This window comes from Bacillus sp. IT-79MI2, assembly GCF_949768135.1.
Taxonomy (GTDB): Bacteria; Bacillota; Bacilli; order Bacillales; family Bacillaceae_G; genus Bacillus_A; species Bacillus_A pseudomycoides.
Genome location: NZ_CATKPV010000045.1, coordinates 1 through 19379, shown reverse-complemented (window position 1 = coordinate 19379; position 19379 = coordinate 1). Strand labels below are relative to the sequence as shown.

The 19379-nt window shown below is 36.1% G+C and carries 20 protein-coding genes; 17 read left to right on the top strand and 3 right to left on the bottom strand.

Going from position 1 to position 19379, the window contains the following annotated elements:
• The first annotated feature begins 169 nt into the window (after nt 1-169).
• From ACM6HU_RS03550 to murC, 3 genes are all read left to right on the top strand, one after another.
• The gene (locus tag ACM6HU_RS03550) at nt 170-3715 is read left to right on the top strand and encodes a DNA translocase FtsK (protein WP_414847996.1); all 3546 of its coding nucleotides are present in this window, start codon (nt 170-172) and stop codon (nt 3713-3715) included.
• A gap of 60 nt (nt 3716-3775) precedes the next feature.
• Nucleotides 3776-4894: a nicotinate phosphoribosyltransferase gene (locus ACM6HU_RS03545; RefSeq protein WP_016116674.1), complete on the top strand. Its 1119-nt coding sequence runs from the start codon at nt 3776-3778 to the stop codon at nt 4892-4894.
• Nucleotides 4895-5145: 251 nt separating this feature from the next.
• Nucleotides 5146-6456 (top strand): UDP-N-acetylmuramate--L-alanine ligase, encoded by a 1311-nt coding sequence (murC, locus tag ACM6HU_RS03540; RefSeq protein WP_016116673.1) that lies wholly within the window; start codon nt 5146-5148, stop codon nt 6454-6456.
• Here murC and ACM6HU_RS03535 read toward each other — a convergent pair.
• Nucleotides 6423-6689 carry a hypothetical protein gene (locus ACM6HU_RS03535; protein WP_139350061.1) on the bottom strand — a complete coding sequence of 89 codons (267 nt, stop codon included), beginning with the start codon at nt 6687-6689 and terminating at the stop codon, nt 6423-6425. The genes murC and ACM6HU_RS03535 overlap by 34 nt on opposite strands.
• Nucleotides 6686-7030, bottom strand: coding sequence for a PadR family transcriptional regulator (locus tag ACM6HU_RS03530; protein ID WP_016116672.1), 345 nt, complete (start codon nt 7028-7030; stop codon nt 6686-6688). Before ACM6HU_RS03530 ends, ACM6HU_RS03535 begins: the two co-directional genes overlap by 4 nt.
• A 123-nt stretch (nt 7031-7153) precedes the next feature.
• On the opposite strand from ACM6HU_RS03530, the gene ACM6HU_RS03525 reads away from it, so the two are divergent.
• The 6 genes from ACM6HU_RS03525 to ACM6HU_RS03500 all read left to right on the top strand — a co-directional run bounded on the left by ACM6HU_RS03525 (nt 7154) and on the right by ACM6HU_RS03500 (nt 10254).
• Nucleotides 7154-7567 (top strand): MerR family transcriptional regulator, encoded by a 414-nt coding sequence (locus ACM6HU_RS03525; protein WP_016116671.1) that lies wholly within the window; start codon nt 7154-7156, stop codon nt 7565-7567.
• The gene (locus tag ACM6HU_RS03520; RefSeq protein ID WP_016132119.1) at nt 7557-8465 is read left to right on the top strand and encodes a DMT family transporter; all 909 of its coding nucleotides are present in this window, start codon (nt 7557-7559) and stop codon (nt 8463-8465) included. Before ACM6HU_RS03525 ends, ACM6HU_RS03520 begins: the two co-directional genes overlap by 11 nt.
• A gap of 64 nt (nt 8466-8529) precedes the next feature.
• Nucleotides 8530-9078: a GNAT family N-acetyltransferase gene (locus tag ACM6HU_RS03515; protein ID WP_016116669.1), complete on the top strand. Its 549-nt coding sequence runs from the start codon at nt 8530-8532 to the stop codon at nt 9076-9078.
• Complete coding sequence (locus ACM6HU_RS03510) at nt 9075-9566, top strand: GNAT family N-acetyltransferase (protein WP_016116668.1); 492 nt, start codon at nt 9075-9077, stop codon at nt 9564-9566. Before ACM6HU_RS03515 ends, ACM6HU_RS03510 begins: the two co-directional genes overlap by 4 nt.
• 90 nt (nt 9567-9656) lie before the next feature.
• Complete coding sequence (locus tag ACM6HU_RS03505; protein ID WP_016116667.1) at nt 9657-10055, top strand: PH domain-containing protein; 399 nt, start codon at nt 9657-9659, stop codon at nt 10053-10055.
• A gap of 13 nt (nt 10056-10068) precedes the next feature.
• Nucleotides 10069-10254, top strand: a complete 186-nt coding sequence (locus tag ACM6HU_RS03500; RefSeq protein ID WP_016116666.1) for a hypothetical protein — start codon at nt 10069-10071, stop codon at nt 10252-10254.
• Nucleotides 10255-10323: 69 nt separating this feature from the next.
• On the opposite strand, the gene ACM6HU_RS03495 is transcribed toward ACM6HU_RS03500, so the two are convergent.
• Entirely contained in the window at nt 10324-11439 is a 1116-nt protein-coding gene (locus tag ACM6HU_RS03495) for an aminopeptidase (protein WP_016132118.1), read from the bottom strand.
• A gap of 142 nt (nt 11440-11581) precedes the next feature.
• Here ACM6HU_RS03495 and ACM6HU_RS03490 point away from each other — a divergent pair, with 142 nt between their 5' ends.
• The 8 genes from ACM6HU_RS03490 to ACM6HU_RS03455 all read left to right on the top strand — a co-directional run bounded on the left by ACM6HU_RS03490 (nt 11582) and on the right by ACM6HU_RS03455 (nt 19356).
• Complete coding sequence (locus tag ACM6HU_RS03490; protein WP_033671532.1) at nt 11582-12130, top strand: DUF948 domain-containing protein; 549 nt, start codon at nt 11582-11584, stop codon at nt 12128-12130.
• A 1-nt stretch (nt 12131) separates the two neighbouring features.
• On the top strand, nt 12132-12458 hold the full coding sequence (gene ytxJ, locus ACM6HU_RS03485) for a bacillithiol system redox-active protein YtxJ (RefSeq protein WP_016116663.1): 327 nt from the start codon (nt 12132-12134) through the stop codon (nt 12456-12458).
• Between the two features lie 355 nt (nt 12459-12813).
• Nucleotides 12814-13884: a bifunctional 3-deoxy-7-phosphoheptulonate synthase/chorismate mutase gene (locus ACM6HU_RS03480; RefSeq protein ID WP_016116662.1), complete on the top strand. Its 1071-nt coding sequence runs from the start codon at nt 12814-12816 to the stop codon at nt 13882-13884.
• A gap of 273 nt (nt 13885-14157) precedes the next feature.
• Nucleotides 14158-15156, top strand: coding sequence for a catabolite control protein A (ccpA, locus tag ACM6HU_RS03475; RefSeq protein WP_016116661.1), 999 nt, complete (start codon nt 14158-14160; stop codon nt 15154-15156).
• A gap of 452 nt (nt 15157-15608) precedes the next feature.
• Complete coding sequence (locus tag ACM6HU_RS03470; protein WP_016116660.1) at nt 15609-15920, top strand: hypothetical protein; 312 nt, start codon at nt 15609-15611, stop codon at nt 15918-15920.
• A 75-nt stretch (nt 15921-15995) separates the two neighbouring features.
• Nucleotides 15996-18026, top strand: coding sequence for a hypothetical protein (locus tag ACM6HU_RS03465; RefSeq protein ID WP_414847995.1), 2031 nt, complete (start codon nt 15996-15998; stop codon nt 18024-18026).
• Between the two features lie 2 nt (nt 18027-18028).
• Nucleotides 18029-18676: a putative bacteriocin export ABC transporter gene (locus ACM6HU_RS03460; protein WP_016116658.1), complete on the top strand. Its 648-nt coding sequence runs from the start codon at nt 18029-18031 to the stop codon at nt 18674-18676.
• A 407-nt stretch (nt 18677-19083) separates the two neighbouring features.
• Nucleotides 19084-19356 (top strand): DUF3917 domain-containing protein, encoded by a 273-nt coding sequence (locus ACM6HU_RS03455; RefSeq protein ID WP_016116657.1) that lies wholly within the window; start codon nt 19084-19086, stop codon nt 19354-19356.
• The last annotated feature ends 23 nt before the right edge of the window (nt 19357-19379 follow it).

Sequence of the window (19379 nt, the reverse complement as noted above, 5' to 3'; positions counted from 1 at the left end):
GTAGGCCCTCTTTTGTGTTCATAGCCGCGACTTGTATGTTGAGAATCTATTGTACTTACTGAAAATTTGAATATGGTAGACAAAATACAAGAGCGTAATTTTACCTGCACTTTTTGCCGAATGCTGATACAATAAAGGATGTTACTATTTAGTAGAAAGAGTGGTAAACATGTTAGATTGGATGAAAAAGCTGTTTAACAAAGAGGAACATCAGGAAGAAAAAGCAGCGATAAATAAAGCAGTACCGAAGAACACTGAAAGTAAGCCGAAAATTCCTCGTGTAAACCACTACACTGAAGCAAGAGAAGCACAAATGGCTAGTCGGAATTTAGGTGTGAAATGCCGATTTCCGTTAATACCTGATGATGGATTTGATGAGGAGAATGTGGAAGAATCAACACATTTTGAGCAGCAACCTCTGCCAAGAGTAACGAACATGGAGAGACGCAGGCCAAGATATGTAGAAGAAGAACCAGAACCAGTTCATACATTTGCCCCGCCAAAAATTGAACGAGAAATTGAGCCAGAGCCTATCGTGCCAAAAAAATCTGTGCCAGTACAAGAAAGCCGTCGAAGACCATTTCGCCCGACAGAAATGATTTCGCCTATCTTTGGATATAAACGTCCTTCGAGAGAGAAACAAGAAGTTAAGACGGAAGAAAAAGGGCAGGAAGATCTTGAAATATCCGTTGAAGGAAAATCTGTCGTCGATGCTTGGTTGGAGAAAAAAGGATACTCTATTTCGAATTTCTCAGACGAATCCTTTATTCCTTCTAAGAAGCAGGAGAAAAACCTGGAGCATACTGGGCAACAAGAAAGCCCAGAAGAGGAAAAGTCAGTTGTTGATCAGTGGCTAGAGAAAAACGGTTACGATTCTGAGCGTTCATTCACTTCGTTAGAGGGGCAAGAAAAGGTAGATGTCATTTCAGACTCTCTTCCATTTGAAACTGATAACTTGTTACATAAATCAGTTGGACAGGATAATAAGAAAGAAGAGCATACTGTTGAAATCGTACAGGTATTTGAGCAAGAACCAGATGTAGTGGCGTTATCACAATATGATAACGAAGCGAAGGAAGAAATCTTGCAAGATGAGTTGCTAGATTCTACGGTAGAGAATATGGATACAGCGTCAACGGAAGAAAATGAATATAAGAAAGAAATAGAAGAAGAACAGCTAGTGGAGAAAACTACTTTAGAAGAAAATGTTGTTGAAGAAGTGGAAGAAGCTGAAGAACCAACGCCGGAAGTTGGAGAAGTGGAAGAAGCTGAAGAACCAACGCCGGAAGTTGGAGAAGTGGAAGAAGCTGAAGAACCAACGCCGGAAGTTGGAGAAGTGGAAGAAGCTGAAGAACCAACGCCGGAAGTTGAAGAAGTGGAAGAAGCTGAAGAACCAACGCCGGAAGTTGAAGAAGTGGAAGAAGCTGAAGAACCAACGCCGGAAGTTGAAGCAGTGGAGGAACCAGAAGAAACGCTGGTAGCAGAAACATTTGAAGAAGCAAAAATTGCCGAAACAGCGAAAGAGTCTGCAGAAGAAACGGCTCAAGTAGTAGTTGAAAAAACGACAGAACAAGAGAATTTGGTTTCTAAAGCGGAAAACAATGTTTCAGAAACATCTTCAGCAGCAGACGAGCACACGAAGGAAGCAGTTCAAAACTTTGCAAATGTATTAATCGAAGAGGCAGAAGAAAAGCAAGAAGTTGCTGTGGAACAGCCTGTTAAGCAAAAAGAAGAACCGAAACGTGAGAAAAAGCGCCATGTGCCGTTTAATGTTGTGATGTTAAAACAAGATAGAAGAAAGTTAATAGAGAGACATGTGGCAGGAATGAAAACGCCGCAGACTCCTATAAAACAAGCTGAAGAACCAGTAAAGGTGCACGAGCAGTCTGTACAACAAGTGGAAGAAGCACCACAAGGAAAAGCGCAAACTGCACAGCAAGTTATAGTGGAAACTCAAGTGGAAGAGAAACCAGTAGAACAGGTTATAGTGGAAACTCAAGTGGAAGAGAAACCAGTAGAACAAGTTATAGTGGAAACTCAAGTGGAAGAGAAACCAGTAGAACAAGTTATAGTGGAAACTCAAGTGGAAGAGAAACCAGTAGAACGAGTTATAGTGGAAACTCAAGTGGAAGAGAAACCAGTAGAACGAGTTGCAGTGGAAGATCAAGTAACAGAGGAGCCAGTTCAACAAACGGAAATGAAGGCACCTGTTGCAAGTGCAGGAGTACAAGAGAAAGCATACGTTATAGCGCGAAGAGAGAATGATATGCGTAATGTACTGCAAACACCGCCTGAATATGCTATGCCACCATTAACACTATTGACGATTCCAAGTCAGTCGACATTAGATAATACGGAATGGTTAGAAGAACAGAAAGAATTATTAGATACGACGTTTAATAATTTCCATGTTGGGGCTCATGTTATCAATGTTTCACAAGGACCAGCTGTAACGCGCTTCGAAGTACAACCTGATCCGGGTGTGAAAGTAAATAAAATCACAAATTTAAGTGATGATATTAAGCTGAGTTTAGCTGCAAAGGATGTTCGAATTGAAGCACCAATTCCAGGGAAAAGTGCCATCGGAATTGAGGTTCCGAATAAAGAAAGTAAGCCGGTATTTCTTCGGGAAATCTTAAGAAGTCCTGTGTTTACGAAGAGTGAATCACCGCTTACAGTTGCGCTTGGACTTGATATTTCTGGAGCGCCAATTGTAACCGATATTCGAAAGATGCCGCATGGACTCATTGCTGGTGCGACTGGTTCAGGGAAAAGTGTGTGCATTAACGCGATTTTAACGAGTATTTTATATAAAGCGAAACCACATGAAGTGAAGCTGATGTTGATTGACCCGAAAATGGTTGAGCTCGCACCATATAATTCTATTCCCCATCTTGTAGCACCTGTTATTACAGATGTGAAAGCTGCTACAGCAGCGTTAAAATGGGCTGTAGAAGAAATGGAACACCGTTATGAATTGTTTGCGCATGCTGGTGCACGTGATTTAGCTCGTTATAATACCATCGTAAGTAGCCGAGAAATTCCAGGGGAAACATTGCCGTACATTGTTATTGTAATTGATGAGTTAGCCGATTTAATGATGGTTGCTCCTGGTGATGTAGAGGAAGCAATTTGCCGCATTGCACAAAAAGCACGTGCTTGTGGTATTCACTTATTAGTTGCAACGCAGCGTCCGTCTGTGGATGTTATTACAGGATTGATTAAATCAAACATTCCAACGCGTATTGCGTTTACAGTATCATCTCAAGTAGATTCACGTACAATCATTGATATTGGAGGAGCGGAAAAATTACTTGGTCGCGGTGATATGCTATTTTTAGGAAACGGTACGTCAAAACCCGTTCGTGTACAAGGGGTATACGTATCGGATGATGAAATTGAAAAAACAGTTGAACATGTGAAAAAGCAAATGAAGCCGAACTATTTATTTAAGCAAGAGGATTTATTGGCGAAAACAGAACAACATGAAGCCGAAGATGAACTGTTTTTTGATGCATGTCAATTTGTTGTAGAACAAGGGGGAGCGTCCACATCTTCTGTACAGAGAAAATTCCGCATCGGTTATAATCGTGCGGCACGTCTTATTGAAGAGATGGAAGCACAAGGTATTATTTCCGAAGCAAGGGGAACAAAACCGAGGGATGTTCTTATTTCAGAGGATGAGTTTGCTGCGATGCAGGAAACGAATGTATAGGAAGCGGTTTTGCTGTATACTAAGAGAAAATGTTGGATAGTAAAGTAGGGAGTAAACGACATGAAAGAAATTGAATTAAAATTAAAAGGTGAAATCAATCGACTAACAAATAAAACATTTAAATTTGATGAACGAGTTGGGGAAGGTTGGTTCTCTGCCGTTTACTTTTTAAAAACTCGTGACATTATTCAAGAATTTCGCCCGAAAAGTGTTGTGACAATGCAATTTTTCCAAAAGGAACATGCGGTACTTTGCGGAACAGATGAAGTATTAGCATTGTTACAAACATTTGCTGAACATCCGGAAGAGCTTGAAATCCATTCTTTAAAAGATGGGGACAATATTAATCCATTTGAAACAGTTTTAACAATCTCTGGACCTTATGAATATTTCGGGTTTTTAGAAGGTGTAATCGATGGGATCTTAGCTCGTCGTACATCTGTTGCAACAAATGTATATAATGTTGTACAAGCTGCTCGCAGTGGTGAAAAAGAAAAACCTGTTATTTTCATGGGAGACCGTGATGATCATTATACACAGCAAGCTGGTGATGGGTATGCTGCGTATATTGGTGGTATGAGTGCACAAGCAACGCATGCAATGAATGAATGGTGGGGCAAGAGTGGAATGGGGACAATGCCTCACGCATTGATTCAAATGTTTAATGGAGATGTTGTAGAAGCTGCAAAAGCGTACTATAAAAAGTTTCCAGAGGATGATTTAGTTGTACTAATTGACTACAATAATGATGTGATTACAGATGGTCTTCGTGTTGCACGTGAATTCGGCTCAGAATTAAAAGGTGTACGCATTGATACATCACGTACAATGATTGATCAGTATTTCATTCGTCATCCAGAAGTACTTGGCACATTTGACCCGCGTGGTGTAAATCCATCCCTTGTTTTCGCGCTTCGTAAAGCGCTTGATGAAGAAGGGTTCCAGCATGTAAATATTGTTGTAACTGGTGGGTTTGATGAAAAACGTATTCATGAATTTGAAGCGCAAAATGTTCCTGTAGATCTATACGGAGTGGGCAGCAGTTTATTAAAAATGAACATTGGTTTTACAGGTGATAATGTAGAATTAAATGGAAAACCAGAAGCGAAAGCTGGACGTAAATATCGTCCAAACCCACGTTTAGAGCGTGTTCAACTAGAAAAAAGAGAAGATATGTAAGAAGAGGAAAAACTGATAGGGAATTGACCCTATCAGTTTTTCTGTTATCATAGTATAACGGATTGTTTTTTGCTATAATAAGTTTGTTATGGACATATAAGAAGTACGTACGTGTTTATCCCGATTGGTGAGAGCTAATGAAAGTTCCGCTGTATCGAGAATGTATGATGATTACCAAAATAAGAAAAGATTCATATACTGTCTTATAGATAGGCCGTTGTATTAGTTCGAAATGTTGGAGGTTCTTTAAGATGACAGTTTACCATTTTGTAGGAATTAAAGGAACAGGAATGAGTTCATTAGCACAAATTCTTCATGACATGAAGCATACTGTTCAAGGTTCTGATTTTGAAAAACGTTTCTTTACACAAGTAGCTTTGGAAAAGCGTGGTATCTCCATCCTTCCTTTTGATAAAAGTAATGTAAAAGAAGGACAAGTGATTATCGCAGGAAATGCGTTCCCTGATACGCATGAAGAGATTGTAGCAGCGAAAGAGTTAAATATCCCAGTACACCGTTACCATCATTTTTTAGGGAATCTTATGAGTAAGTATACAAGTGTTGCTGTAACAGGTGCACATGGAAAAACATCAACAACCGGCTTGTTAGCCCATGTAATGCAAGGTGCACACCCAACGTCTTACCTTATTGGAGATGGAACAGGGCATGGGGTAGAAAATAGTAAGTATTTTGTGTTTGAGGCATGTGAGTACCGCCGTCATTTCTTGTCTTACTATCCAGACTATGCAATTATGACAAATATTGATTTTGACCATCCAGATTACTTTACAGACATTAATGATGTATTTAGTGCATTCCAAGAGATGGCACTTCAAGTGAAAAAAGGAATTATTGCATGTGGTGATGATGAAGAACTGCAAAAAATTCAAGCGAAAGTACCTGTTATTTTCTATGGACTTGGTGAAGATAATGATTTCCAAGCACGTAACATCCAAAAGAGAACAGATGGTACTGTATTTGATGTGTTCGTTCGTAATACGTATTATGAAACATTCAAAATTACAGGTTACGGCAATCACAGCATATTAAATGCATTAGCAGTTATCGCGCTTTGTCACTATGAAAATGTTGATGTAGAAGCAGTAAAACATCAATTAACAACGTTTGGAGGCGTAAAACGTCGCTTTAATGAAAAACCGATGGGAGAACAGGTCATCATCGATGATTATGCACACCATCCGACAGAAATTAACGCAACGATTGAAGCTGCTCGTCAAAAGCATCCAGAGCGTGAAATTGTCGCTGTCTTCCAGCCGCACACATTCTCACGTACAGAAAAATTCTTAGATGAGTTTGCGGAAAGCCTAAGCAAAGCTGACCAAGTATACCTATGTGATATTTTCGGATCAGCACGTGAAAACAAAGGTGACTTAACAATTCAAGATCTGCAAAAGCGTATTGATGGTGCAGAATTGATTACCGATACAACAACGAATGTATTAAAGAAACATAAAAACGGCGTTCTTATTTTCATGGGCGCAGGCGATATTCAAAAATTCGAAGCGGCTTACGTGAAAGAAGTGCAAGTTGCGGAGAAGTAATAAAGCGAAGACGTGCAGCGGTGGCTGCACGTCTTTTTCATGTCGATTGTTGTAGAATGGTCGCTATATTTTAATAAGATCTGATATATTGATGATGTATGTTCGTATAAGTCAGATTTAATTTCTAACACGTGCTGTTCTCTTATTTCTACAGGTAAATTCATTAAAGGTTGATTAAAATCATGTAAGAAATAAGTAACATATTGAGCTGCAAAAAGCACATCTTTGTTCATTTCTTATCATCCCCTTTTGCTAGTAACATGAGAGCGTGGTAAACTGCATCATAATCTTCTAAACGATTATGTAAAACTTCTCTCCCTTCATCTGTAATCCGATAATATTTTCTTTTCGGTCCATCACCTGATTCTTCCCAATAGGAAAGAGCCCAATCGTTTTTTGTAATTCGATTTAATATAGGATAAATCGAACCATTTGGGATATGAAATACAGGGATTTCTTGTAAAGCACTTGTAATTTCATATCCATACATAGGTTTCTTACTTATTAAAGACAAAATTGCGATTTCAAAAACACCTTTACGTAACTGAACAACCCAATTATCATTTTTTTCCATACTTTAACTATATATGATTCCAATCTATATATTAATCATATATAGTTGTTTTATTTTTACGTGTTGACCTAGAGTTAACTCTAGGTTGTAAAATAAGAATGTGAAAAACAAGGGGGAGATAACATGTATAAGATTGGTGAAGTAGCAGAGTTAACGGGGATGAGTATTCATACGCTTCGCTATTATGAAAAATTAGGGTTATTACCACCGCCAACACGAAATAGTGGTATTCGCCAATATACAGAAGTTGATGTACACTTGTTAAAATTTTTATATTCGTTAAAACAAACAGGTATGTCACTAGAGGAGATGGCGGAGTTTGCAAGTGATGGCTGCATTATAGAAGAGATTAGACAAAGAAAAGAGGAAGTTCCTGCGAAGGTGAAAAAGCGCATTGCGATTTTAACAACGCATTTAGATCGCTTAAAGGAGCAACAAGAGCAATTAAAGCGTGTAGTAGAACTAACAGAGGAGAAATTAGAAATTTATTACGGTTTTTTAGATGGCAAAGATGTGGAGGGTGACAATGAAAAATAAAGTATATGTACAGTTGTTAGGATTTGCGATATTTACAGGCGGAACGTTCAATGCTTCCAAATACGCAGTACAATATTTTTCAGCGGTTCACATCGCAGCTTGGCGTTTTGGAATTGCTGCTTTTATGATGCTGAGTATCTTAATGATAAGAAAAAACCTTGAGAGGGAAGTGTGGAAACAAAATATTGGTTATTATATTTTGCTTGGTATAGTGGGTGTATTTGGATTTAACTTCTTTTTCTTTTTAGGAATGAAACATACAGAAGCGATAAATGGTTCGCTTATTATGGCAACGAATCCGCTTGTTACGACGATATTAGCAAGGTTAATTTTGCGAGAAAAAATTGTGAGACAGCAAGTAATTGGAATGGGTTTCGCATTACTTGGAGTTGCTTTTGTTATTACACAAGGATCATTTTTGGTGATACAAAATTTAGCATTTTCAAAAGGGGATTTCTATATTTTATTAGGGAATATTTGCTGGGCATTGTATGGTGTGTTAGGTAGGAAGTTTATTAAGAACGGAAGTCCAATACAAACAACGACATATACAATGACTGTTGGAGCGCTTGCTTTCCTTATTGTATCTCTCACGCAAAAGAGTGTAGTGCCTATTTCAGAAATTCCTCTATTAGCATGGCTTTCTATCTTATTTATGGCGATTGGAATGAGTGTGCTCGGCTATCTTTGGTGGAATAAAGGAATCGTACAAATTGGAGCAGCAAAAACATCTTTATTTTTTAATTTAGTTCCCGTTGTTACAATGCTTGTTTCTTTTGTAGAAGGAGTGATTATCACAATCTCGCAATGTTTAGGGATGATTTTAGTCATTACAGGTGTTCTATATTCTTCCGGTTTTCTTGCTATAAAATCCAAAAAAGAAAGTGTGAATATATAACCCTTAACATTTTATAATTAGAAATGTTAGAATAATAAGAAAAGTGTTAGAGGGGGATAGAGCAATGTTTACACTTCGAGTCGATGATGAAATCAAACTTCAATTGTTAGAAAAACATCATAAAGAAGAATTGTATCAATTAGTGGATCGAAGCAGGGAGCATTTAAGAAAATGGCTTCCATGGGTAGAGGGGACAAAATCTGCTGATGCATATGACGAAATTCTTCCGATGTGGCTAAAGAAATATGCGGATGGAAACGGTTTTGAAACAGGTATACGTTATAAAGGAAAGCTCGTTGGAATGGTCGGTATTCACGAGGTGAACTGGGCTAAGAAAGCAACAAGTCTTGGATACTACCTTGCAGAAGAAGCAGGTGGAAAAGGAATTATGACAAGGAGTGTAAAAGCGGTACTTCGATATGCGTTTGAAGAACTAAAATTGAATAAGATAGAAATCCGTTGTGGGGTAGAGAATCAGAAAAGCCGTGCGATTCCGGAGCGACTTGGCTTTAAGTTAGATGGAGTTATGCGTGATGAAGAGTGGCTTTATGACCATTTTCATGATCTTGCTGTGTATAGTTTACTAGCTTCAGAATGGAAGGAGATTCGATGAGCGATACGATTTGCATTCAGTCATATGAAAGTAAGTACCAATCTGAAGTAGTCGATTTAATTATTCACATTCAGCAAAAAGAATATAACGTACCAATTACAAAGGAAGAGCAGTCAGATTTACAGGAAATTGAGCAGTTTTATCAAAGGGACAACGGAAGTTTCTGGGTAGCAACACATGATGGGAAAGTAGTTGGAACTGTAGCCTTATTGGATATTGGAAATAAGCAAGTAGCCTTGAGGAAAATGTTTGTGAAAAAAGAATTCCGGGGGAAGGTGTGGAATACCGCGAGCAAGTTGCTACAAACGGCTATCTCTTGGGCAAAAGAAAGAGAATTAGAAGGAATTTATCTTGGAACAACAGTACAATTTTTGGCGGCACATCGCTTCTATGAGAAAAATGGATTTCAGAGTATGAAAGTGGAAGAGTTACCAGGGAGTTTTCCGGTGCTGCAGGTAGATAAGAAATTTTATAGGTATGGTTTGTGAAGAATAGAGATCATTCAAATCGAGAATGATCTTTATTTTTTTGTTAAGGAAAATGGAAATGATGGTATAATTTAGGTGAGAGGTGATGGTATGAAATTTCCTATCCAAAGAAGCACACCAATTATGATTTTTGTAAGTGCAATGTTAATTCTTATGATTGTTTTACCAATCGGGATGTTGATTATGAATAAAGGAAACTGGGGATCGGCACTTATAGGAGGCGCAATTTGCCTCATTGTAAATGTACCGCTTGTTTGGGACGTATTTATTAAGAAATATACAGTCGAAAATGGTGTATTGAAATATGGCATATTGAACGAAGACGTTACACTATCTGATATAAGAGTGGTGCGTCAAGTTGGAAAATCACTCGAAATTACAACGAACCGATACAAAGTCCATATGATTGCTATGCCAACAGATAAAGAAAAGTTGTTGTCACTCATTCAAGAAGCGAATCCACATGTGAAAATAGATTTAAAAGCATAATGGAGGACGAGGAATGAAACATTTTCGGCTGTTATTTTGTTTTGAATTATTGATGGTACTGGTCGTTTGTGTTAGAGGGTATGTTCGTTGGGAGTGGCCGTTGTATTTGTCGATAGGTGTAGGCATTTTAGCAGTTGTACTTTTGTTTTATTACCATTCTCGTCAAATCAGAAGCAAAGGACAGGAAGTGGAGAAATAATATCGACCGTCCGATAAAACGCGACATACCAAAAGAGCTCTCCCACCAAAAGGAGAGCTCTTTCACATTTTATTTTAAGTTCTCAGGATTTAAAGTTTCTAATTCAGGTACAACGAAGCGACCGTCTTTACGGATTAATACGTCGTCGAAGTAAATTTCACCGCCGCCGTATTCAGGGCGTTGGATGCATACTAAATCCCAGTGGATGTTAGAGTTGTTGCCATTCCATGCATCGTCATAAGCTTGTCCAGGTGTAAAGTGGAAGCTACCGTCGATTTTTTCATCAAATAGGATATCACCCATTGGATGTAAGATGTATGGATTTACGCCGATTGCGAATTCGCCAACGTAGCGCGCGCCTTCATCTGTATCAAAGATTTTATTGATGCGTTCTGTATCGTTTGCAGTTGCTTCAATAATTTTTCCATCTTTGAATTTCAACTGTACATTTTCGAATGTATAGCCATTGTATGGTGATGGCGTGTTATAAGAAACTGTACCGTTAACAGAATCGCGAACTGGTGCAGAGTATACTTCACCATCAGGAATGTTTAAATGACCAGAGCATTTAATAGCTGGAATGTCTTTAATAGAGAATGTTAAGTCAGTTCCAGGTCCAACAAGACGAACTTTATCTGTTTTGTTCATAAGTTCAACAAGGTTATCCATTGCTTTATCCATTTTGCCATAATCTAAGTTACATACTTCGAAGTAGAAGTCTTCGAATGCTTCTGTGCTCATTTTTGCAAGTTGTGCCATAGATGCATTTGGGTAGCGAAGAACAACCCAGCGTGTTTTTGGAACACGAATGTCTCTATGAACTTTTTTACCAACTGTTTGACCGTGGATCTTCATGCGCTCACTTGGAACGTCGGCTTGTTCGTTAATGTTATCGCCAGAGCGAAGACCGATGTAAGCGTCCATATCTTTCATTACGCTTGCTTCATATGCAGCGATTTGCTCGAAGTGTTCTTCAGTAGCGCCCATCAATAATGAGCGATCGACCCCGTGATCTTTCAATGAAACAAATGGGAAACCACCAGCTGCATAGGCTTCTTTTACAAGTGCAGTTACAAGTTCTTTTTGCAAGCCAAAGTTTTCAATCAATACTTTTTCGCCTTTTTGTAAGCGGATTGAGTAGTTAATTAAATTATATGCTAAAGTTTCAATACGTGCATCTTTCATATGTAAAGCCCCCCTACTAATTATGTATCCTTCCTTATTGTACCCTACTTGCTGGAATTTGTTTAATGATTTATGGTACATTTGACGAACAAGTGTGAAAATTCTAGTGGAATTGCAAGGATTAGAACGAAACGGAAAATGATTGTATAATAGGAGAAAGTATGAAAAAGATAAAGGAAGTGATGAAATGCAAGTTCTTTTATACGTAAGTGCAGCCATAATTGCAATTGCTTTTGCCATATTGGTGGTGTACACATGTAGAACGTTACTATCCGTTCAGAAGACGCTTGAAAATGTTGCAAGCACGCTAGAAGGTTTAGAAAAGCAAATGCAGGGGATAAGCGTAGAGACAGAGCAATTATTACATAAGACGAATGCATTAGCTGATGATATTCAGCAGAAATCTCAGTCATTAAATAAGGTAGTAGAAGGCGTAGATGGAATTGGAACAACAATTCATTCTTTAAATACGAAACTTCGCAATGTATCAGATTCTGTAACAAATGAAATTGAAAATAATGCAGACAAAGTTGCACAAGTTGTACAATGGAGTAGTGCAGCGATTGAAGTGTATAATCATTTTCGTGCTACTAGACAAGAGAAGAAATTAGAAAAAGCTGAGAAGAAGTTAGAGAAGGAAGAGAAAAAAGAGAAGCGTTCTAGACTTCCAATTCGTATGAGAGGTGAATAACATGAGCATGACAAAAATCGAAACAATGGAAGAGTTTGAAGCATTATTAGAAACAGCGGAACCATATATTCTTTTTAAACATAGTACAACATGTCCAATTAGCCAAGGAGCCTACGCAGAATTTGAGGCATATTGTCAAGATGCAAAAGAAACACCTGCTTATTATTTATACGTACAAGATGCAAGAGATGTTTCGAATCGTATTGCAGAGCACTTTGGTATTAAACATGAGTCGCCGCAAGTACTATACATAAAAGATGGAGTAGCGGTATGGCATACATCACATTGGAATATTAAGAAGCAAACTTTAGAAGAGAATGTGAAGTAGGGAGAAGTAAGCGGAGACGCTTGCTTCTTTTTTTAGGATTCATGAACTATATAAATACAGATTGAAAAACTGATCGAAAACCGTTCTTTTTAGGTGGAAGAGAGGATCTACTCATGCATAGAAGTGGTCAGAGCCTCTTCTGCTCCCATGCCAAGTGAAGACAAAGAGAGAAAACGAGTGAAGGTTGAGTATGCTTTATGTAAGTGAAAGGAAACAATATATATTTCAAATAAGAGAACGATTCCATTTACAGTGTATATCATGTGACAACCTGATATCTATCGGATATAATAAATTATCTTAACCATGATAATAAGGTAATCTGTATATATAACTTGAAAGAGGTGGCTTTCTTATGGCATCACAAGAATTAGATCATTTACGCTCTCAAATTGATCAAATGAACCTACAAATTTTAGAATTATTAAATGAAAGAGGTCGTCTTGTTCAAGAGGTTGGTAAGTTGAAAGAAGTACAAGGTGTGAAACGATTTGATCCTGTACGTGAGCGTAATATGCTTGATTTAATTGCTGAGAAGAATGATGGACCGTTTGAAACATCAACTCTTCAACATATTTTTAAACAAATTTTTCAAACAAGCCTAGAATTACAAGAAGATGATCACCGTAAAGCACTTCTTGTTTCACGTAAGAAAAAGCCAGAGGATACGATTGTTGATATAAAAGGTGAAAAAATTGGTGATGGCAATCCTCACTTTATTATGGGACCATGTGCGGTTGAAAGTTATGAGCAAGTGCGCCAAGTTGCGGAAGCAATGAAGGAACAAGGGTTAAAGCTAATGCGCGGCGGTGCATTCAAGCCTCGTACATCGCCGTATGATTTCCAAGGGCTTGGCTTAGAAGGCTTGAAGATTTTACGACAAGTGGCGGATGAATATGATTTAGCGGTCATTAGTGAAATTTTAAATCCGAATGATATTGAAATGGCATTAGATTATGTTGATGTGATTCAAATTGGTGCTCGTAATATGCAAAACTTTGAGCTGCTGAAAGCTGCTGGATCGGTGAAAAAGCCAGTATTGTTAAAACGTGGTTTATCAGCAACGATTGAAGAATTTATGTATGCGGCAGAATATATTATTGCACAAGGTAACGGAGATATTATTTTATGTGAGCGCGGCATCAGGACGTATGAAAAGGCAACGCGTAATACGTTAGATATTTCTGCTGTGCCAATTTTGAAGAAAGAAACACATTTACCGGTCGTAGTGGATGTAACGCACTCTACAGGACGACGTGATCTCTTATTACCAGCTGCAAAAGCAGCGATGGCAATCGGTGCTGATGCGGTTATGGCTGAAGTACATCCAGACCCGGCTGTTGCGTTATCCGATTCAGCACAACAAATGGATATTCCAGAATTCAATGAGTTTATGAAAGAATTAAAGGCATTTCGCGGTAGATAGTCAGAATGGCTTGTGGGGTCTATGCGATACTTGTTGTATAGGCTTTTTTGCAGAAAATGTTCTTTTTCACATAAAAAATACGAAAATAGGAGAAAAGAAGCGAATTTTTTCGAAACTTTTGCGGGAAAATATTGTATGAGCCTGCATTTTTATCGTATCATTAGTAAAAGGACTCGGGAGTGACATCTTCAAGTAGAGTTGATGTCTTTTTTTCATTTTAGTGAACCGATACATAAAGATAAATAACATAATATAGAAGGAGTGTGCGAAGAGATGAACGTAACAATCTATGATGTAGCGCGCGAAGCGAACGTTTCGATGGCAACCGTATCACGTGTTGTAAACGGTAATCCAAATGTAAAGCCTACAACAAGAAAGAAAGTATTAGAAGCAATTGATCGTTTAGGATATCGCCCAAATGCGGTAGCACGTGGACTAGCAAGTAAGAAAACAACAACAGTAGGTGTTATTATTCCAGATATCTCTAATACATTTTATGCAGAACTTGCACGTGGAATCGAAGATATCGCAACAATGTACAAATATAACATCATTTTGAGTAACTCTGACCAAAATAAAGAAAAAGAGTTCCATTTATTAAATACAATGCTTGGTAAACAAGTGGACGGTATTGTATTCATGGGTGAAGATATTACAGATACTCATGTAGAAGAGTTTAAAAAGTCTCCAGTACCAATCGTTTTAGCAGCATCATTTGATGAGAACAATGAAACATCATCAGTAAATATAGATTATATACAAGCAGCTTATGATGCAATGAAGCATTTCTTAGAACAGGGTCATAAACGTATTGGTTTTGTATCAGGCCCTTACATTGATAAAGCGGGAAGCGCAAAGAAATTACAAGGTTATAAAAAAGCTTTAGAAGAAGCTGGTATCGCTTATGATGAAAATCTTGTAATCGACGGAGATTACACATACGACTCAGGTCTAGAAGCATTTGAAAAGCTTTGGGAACTTGATCAAAAACCAACAGCAATCTTTGTATCTTCAGATGAAATGGCACTAGGTGTAATTCATGCAGCACAAGATGCAGGATTAAATGTACCAGAAAACGTAGAAGTACTTGGTTTTGACAACACACGCCTTGCATTAATGGTACGCCCGCAGCTTTCAACAGTTGTACAACCAATGTATGACATCGGTGCAGTAGCAATGCGTCTACTTACAAAATACATGAACAAAGAAAACGTAGAAGATCATACAGTTATCTTACCTCACCGTATTCAATTTAGAAATTCAACGAAGTAAGAATAGGAAAACTCACAGGGAACCCTGTGAGTTTTTATTTTGTTCTAATGATATAAGATGTAATTTCTTTCATTTACCGTCTTTAAATTTGTTGAAACGGAAAATATGACAGATCAGGTTGAGAAATATTCATTTTTTTCTGTTTTTCTTTTAAGGTAATTATTGGCTCGGAGTCACAAATAAAAAGTATGCGGGTACAATCATTAGTAAAATTGATCTCATATTGAAACGCTCCTCTCAAAAAAACAATGTATTAATAAATAAAATTTTAAAAACTATAATAGCTTTTTTTGTAAGGTTTTCATTAGAATATTTTCGTTTACACATGTTTTGTCAAGATTTGTTTTGTTGAGAAAAGTTATAATTTCCGTTTTTGGAAAATAATCACAAATTTAAAAATTGTGTTATATTGAGTTCGGGGAAAAAGGACAATAAATATAGGGGTGGATACTATGAAAAAAATGAATCGAGTTATCATTGCATTCTTAACAATTATTACGTTTGCAATCCCGGTAGGAATTGTTTCGGCAGCATCAGTAGCAAATGGGGAATTGATTTATAAAGGCGGACAAACGGATTCAAAAGTATACTCTGATATTAGAGATGCGAAGCCTACTAATAATAAAAAATATATGGTATGGGCAGCTGTAAAGGTTTGTGGCAACACATATTCATCTGGATGGAAAGCAGATCAAGCTTATAAAGATGCGGACAGAAAATGGTATTGTGATGAAACTTCGCATTACGACTACTACCAAAGATAATATCTAAAAAATTTTTGTCCTTTTCCCCCTTCCTAAATGTATTTTTAGGTTGAATATGATGTGCAGGAGGATAGTATGAAAAAATTATTATTTATCTTTCTAATTGGGCAGCTATTTCTGCTATCTTATATATTTAATAAATCCGTTTATGATATATATGAGTTGAATAATTTAGGAGATACCACTCTTGATGGTTATATTGTAGAAGATGTTTCCGGGAATAAGTTGAACGAATTGTATGAGGAAATGAATTCGGCATGCTTATCAAATAAAACGTGCCAATTACAACTTATCAAAACACCTGTATCTAAGTATAATCAGTTTATTTATGACATATATCATAGTCAGGAAAAGGATATAAATAAACCGAAATCAATTTCATCTGATACAGTTTTAAATTATCATCCATTAACAAAAGAAGATTTTGTTGATAGCAATGGCGTATTTTATACGAACTTATCATTGGATAGATTAAATGATTTATCGAAGAAAATAGGAATTACCATTAATCCGTATCATAACGATATTGCTTATAGTCAAATTGTTACATACAATATTTTAAACTTTGTTATTCTCTTCATACTGACACAATTAGTTTTATTGATTTATACATTTACAAGAATAAAAGTAAATGCGATTAAAAAGATGCTTGGTTATTCGAAATTTAAAATGGTACAAGCGTCATTAAAAGACTTTATATTCATGGAAAGCATCATACTTATTATTACACTAGGCGTTCATTTTCTATATTATGTATTCCTCGATAACGTTGTACCTCGTTATTTCTATTTATTGGTAGCGTTTTTAGTACTAGTGATTGCGATAAATGTTGTCATGCTATTGTTTACTCAAATTAGCTTAAGATTTATCGATATAAATTTGATGATAAAAAATAAAGTATATTCGAACAGGTTAAATTATATTTTATATGCAATTAAGATCCTCTTAATATTATCTATCACAGTTTCAATTTCTTCTTTTATCACGAATTACAGAGAGTATAAAGCTAAATCAAGAGATTTAGAGCGATATACGAAACTAGAGGGTTACTTTACATCGAATGGCTTTAACTCTAATGAGGATGAAAAAGTGCGAAATAATCCTAAATTAATAGCTGAATACGGTGAGGCTGTTAAGAAAATGTATCATCATTTTGATGAAAAAGAAAAGTTATATGTGAGTGATGCTTACATTCTTGAATTATTAAAACCGACATATTTAGAAATGAATGGTTTAAACAAAGAAGATTTATACACTTCTATAAAAGATAATTACATAGTAGTTAATGAAAGATATATACATGATTTTATGAAAATTAAGAATGAAGCAGGAATAAAAATAACAAATTTTCATGTAACAAAGCCTACAATCTTGGTGCCAGCTAAATATAAATCCCAAGAATCAAAAATTAAAAAGATTTATATTGAACAATATAATCAGTTACTGAATTATAATGAAAATTTTGGACTTCCTAAATCCGAATCAAAGAACATTGATAATGTAGAAGTTATCTATATTGCTAATAATCAGGAATATGAATTGTTAGGTAAAAATATGTCTGAAGATGATTCCGATATGAAACTGAAAGACACAATTATCATGATTGATCAAGGGAATTTTGGCAGCTTGTATTATTATGATCAGTTAAGTTCAGGTAACGTTTATTTTCATTTAAACCAAAGGGATGAATTTAGCCAAATACTTGCGAAGCATCATTTAAATAAACTTGTGAACGTTGGTACACTGTTAACACCTTATATGGATAAAGTGCATTTTGTAGAATTTATTATGTACAATTCTTTCATCTTCACACTACTATTCTTATTTACATTAATTTTTGTAATTTGTATTTCAAATTATGTAGATATTGTCTCGAATAGTAAAAGGTACGCAATCCAATATATTTATGGATACAGTGTAATGAAAACATTTAAATTACATTTGATTGTATATGTGATGTTGTTAGGGATGACTCTTATGAATGTATTTATAGAGTTTAACATTCCGTTCTATCTTGTGATACTTGTAGTTGATTTTATTATTTTATTGTATTTTTATAAGAAGATTATTAAAAACGATACGCACAAAATCGTTAAAGGTGGATAAAGATGGAGATTATAAAACTCGTGAACGTTACGAAAACATATGAAAAGGAAGAAGTACTTTCAAATATTCATTTAACTGTAGAACAAGGTGAAATGATCGCAATTACTGGTAAAAGTGGAAAAGGAAAAACGACTCTCTTAAATATTATTGGCTTAATTACGAAAAAAGATAAAGGAGATTTATTGTTATTTGATACAAAAAATCCGTCGATTCATTCGAAAGAAGCGATGATGTTCAGAAGGGAAAAGATAGGTTATTTATTTCAAAATTATGGGCTAGTTGATGATGAAACGGTAAAATGGAACTTAAATTTGGCCCTAGAATATAAGAAGTTAAGTAAAAAAGAGAAACTCGAAAAAATTGATACCCTTCTTAATGAGTTTGGACTATCTCACTTGAAAGAAAAAATGGTCTATCAATTAAGTGGTGGGGAGCAGCAACGAATTGCAATCATAAGACTAATTCTACAAGAAAGTGATTTAATACTAGCAGATGAACCTACCGCTAGCTTAGATGCTGAAAATGAAAAAGTAATACTAGAGTATTTGAAACAATTGAATGAAAAAGGAAAAACAATAGTAGTTGTTACACATAATCAAGATATATTGCCTTATTTTTCGCGTGTCATTCGTTTACATGAATTGTCTTAAAGATAGAGGAGAGTGCAGAGTTATGAGAAGGAATTTTCATAACTCTGCACTTTTCTATTACTCAAAGCAACTGATTCTTCTTAGCTGTACGAATAAAAAAGAATAACATGGATTATGATCTTAATTATTTTCAATAAACGTCCATAGTTCATCTGTATTACGTAAATTATTATCTATACACATTTGTGCAGTTATTTTGAATCCTGTTAACAAATCATCAATTTGTAAAGTATGATAATTCTCTATATCTCCTTCCCTCTAGCATACTCTTTTTAACAGTACTCCAACATTCATCCCCTTCCTCAAGCACGTGCAGGACATAGGGGGTCATTCACCAGTAAAATTTCCTACAATTACGAAATGTCATGTATAATAGAAAGAAAAGGTTTGTGAGGGGGGAAGAAAAGATGATCGTTCTTTGGATGATTACGCTTTGTATGACTACTGTTTTTGCATATATGACGTTAAAACAAAATGGTCTAAAGCGCTTTGTTCCAGGAAGTATTCTTGCAGGAATTGCCCTTATCACGTATGTAACTTCTATTTTTATTGAAAGTATTTCAGTGAATTTGAGCACAAGCTTCGTATTTGTTGCAATTACATTATTTGCAGGTTCTATTATGATATTAGTGGTTGCCGGTATTATTTTGTTCATTCATATGAATTCGGAAACGCTATAAGATATAAAAAAGCATGTCCTATG

Coding starts and splice junctions, on each gene's coding strand:
- ACM6HU_RS03550 (WP_414847996.1), top strand. CDS start 170: ATGTTAGATTGGATGAAAAAGCTGTTTAACAAAGAGGAACATCAGGAA.
- ACM6HU_RS03545 (WP_016116674.1), top strand. CDS start 3,776: ATGAAAGAAATTGAATTAAAATTAAAAGGTGAAATCAATCGACTAACA.
- murC (WP_016116673.1), top strand. CDS start 5,146: ATGACAGTTTACCATTTTGTAGGAATTAAAGGAACAGGAATGAGTTCA.
- ACM6HU_RS03535 (WP_139350061.1), bottom strand. CDS start 6,689: ATGAACAAAGATGTGCTTTTTGCAGCTCAATATGTTACTTATTTCTTA.
- ACM6HU_RS03530 (WP_016116672.1), bottom strand. CDS start 7,030: ATGGAAAAAAATGATAATTGGGTTGTTCAGTTACGTAAAGGTGTTTTT.
- ACM6HU_RS03525 (WP_016116671.1), top strand. CDS start 7,154: ATGTATAAGATTGGTGAAGTAGCAGAGTTAACGGGGATGAGTATTCAT.
- ACM6HU_RS03520 (WP_016132119.1), top strand. CDS start 7,557: ATGAAAAATAAAGTATATGTACAGTTGTTAGGATTTGCGATATTTACA.
- ACM6HU_RS03515 (WP_016116669.1), top strand. CDS start 8,530: ATGTTTACACTTCGAGTCGATGATGAAATCAAACTTCAATTGTTAGAA.
- ACM6HU_RS03510 (WP_016116668.1), top strand. CDS start 9,075: ATGAGCGATACGATTTGCATTCAGTCATATGAAAGTAAGTACCAATCT.
- ACM6HU_RS03505 (WP_016116667.1), top strand. CDS start 9,657: ATGAAATTTCCTATCCAAAGAAGCACACCAATTATGATTTTTGTAAGT.
- ACM6HU_RS03500 (WP_016116666.1), top strand. CDS start 10,069: ATGAAACATTTTCGGCTGTTATTTTGTTTTGAATTATTGATGGTACTG.
- ACM6HU_RS03495 (WP_016132118.1), bottom strand. CDS start 11,439: ATGAAAGATGCACGTATTGAAACTTTAGCATATAATTTAATTAACTAC.
- ytxJ (WP_016116663.1), top strand. CDS start 12,132: ATGAGCATGACAAAAATCGAAACAATGGAAGAGTTTGAAGCATTATTA.
- ACM6HU_RS03480 (WP_016116662.1), top strand. CDS start 12,814: ATGGCATCACAAGAATTAGATCATTTACGCTCTCAAATTGATCAAATG.
- ccpA (WP_016116661.1), top strand. CDS start 14,158: ATGAACGTAACAATCTATGATGTAGCGCGCGAAGCGAACGTTTCGATG.
- ACM6HU_RS03470 (WP_016116660.1), top strand. CDS start 15,609: ATGAAAAAAATGAATCGAGTTATCATTGCATTCTTAACAATTATTACG.
- ACM6HU_RS03465 (WP_414847995.1), top strand. CDS start 15,996: ATGAAAAAATTATTATTTATCTTTCTAATTGGGCAGCTATTTCTGCTA.
- ACM6HU_RS03460 (WP_016116658.1), top strand. CDS start 18,029: ATGGAGATTATAAAACTCGTGAACGTTACGAAAACATATGAAAAGGAA.
- ACM6HU_RS03455 (WP_016116657.1), top strand. CDS start 19,084: ATGATCGTTCTTTGGATGATTACGCTTTGTATGACTACTGTTTTTGCA.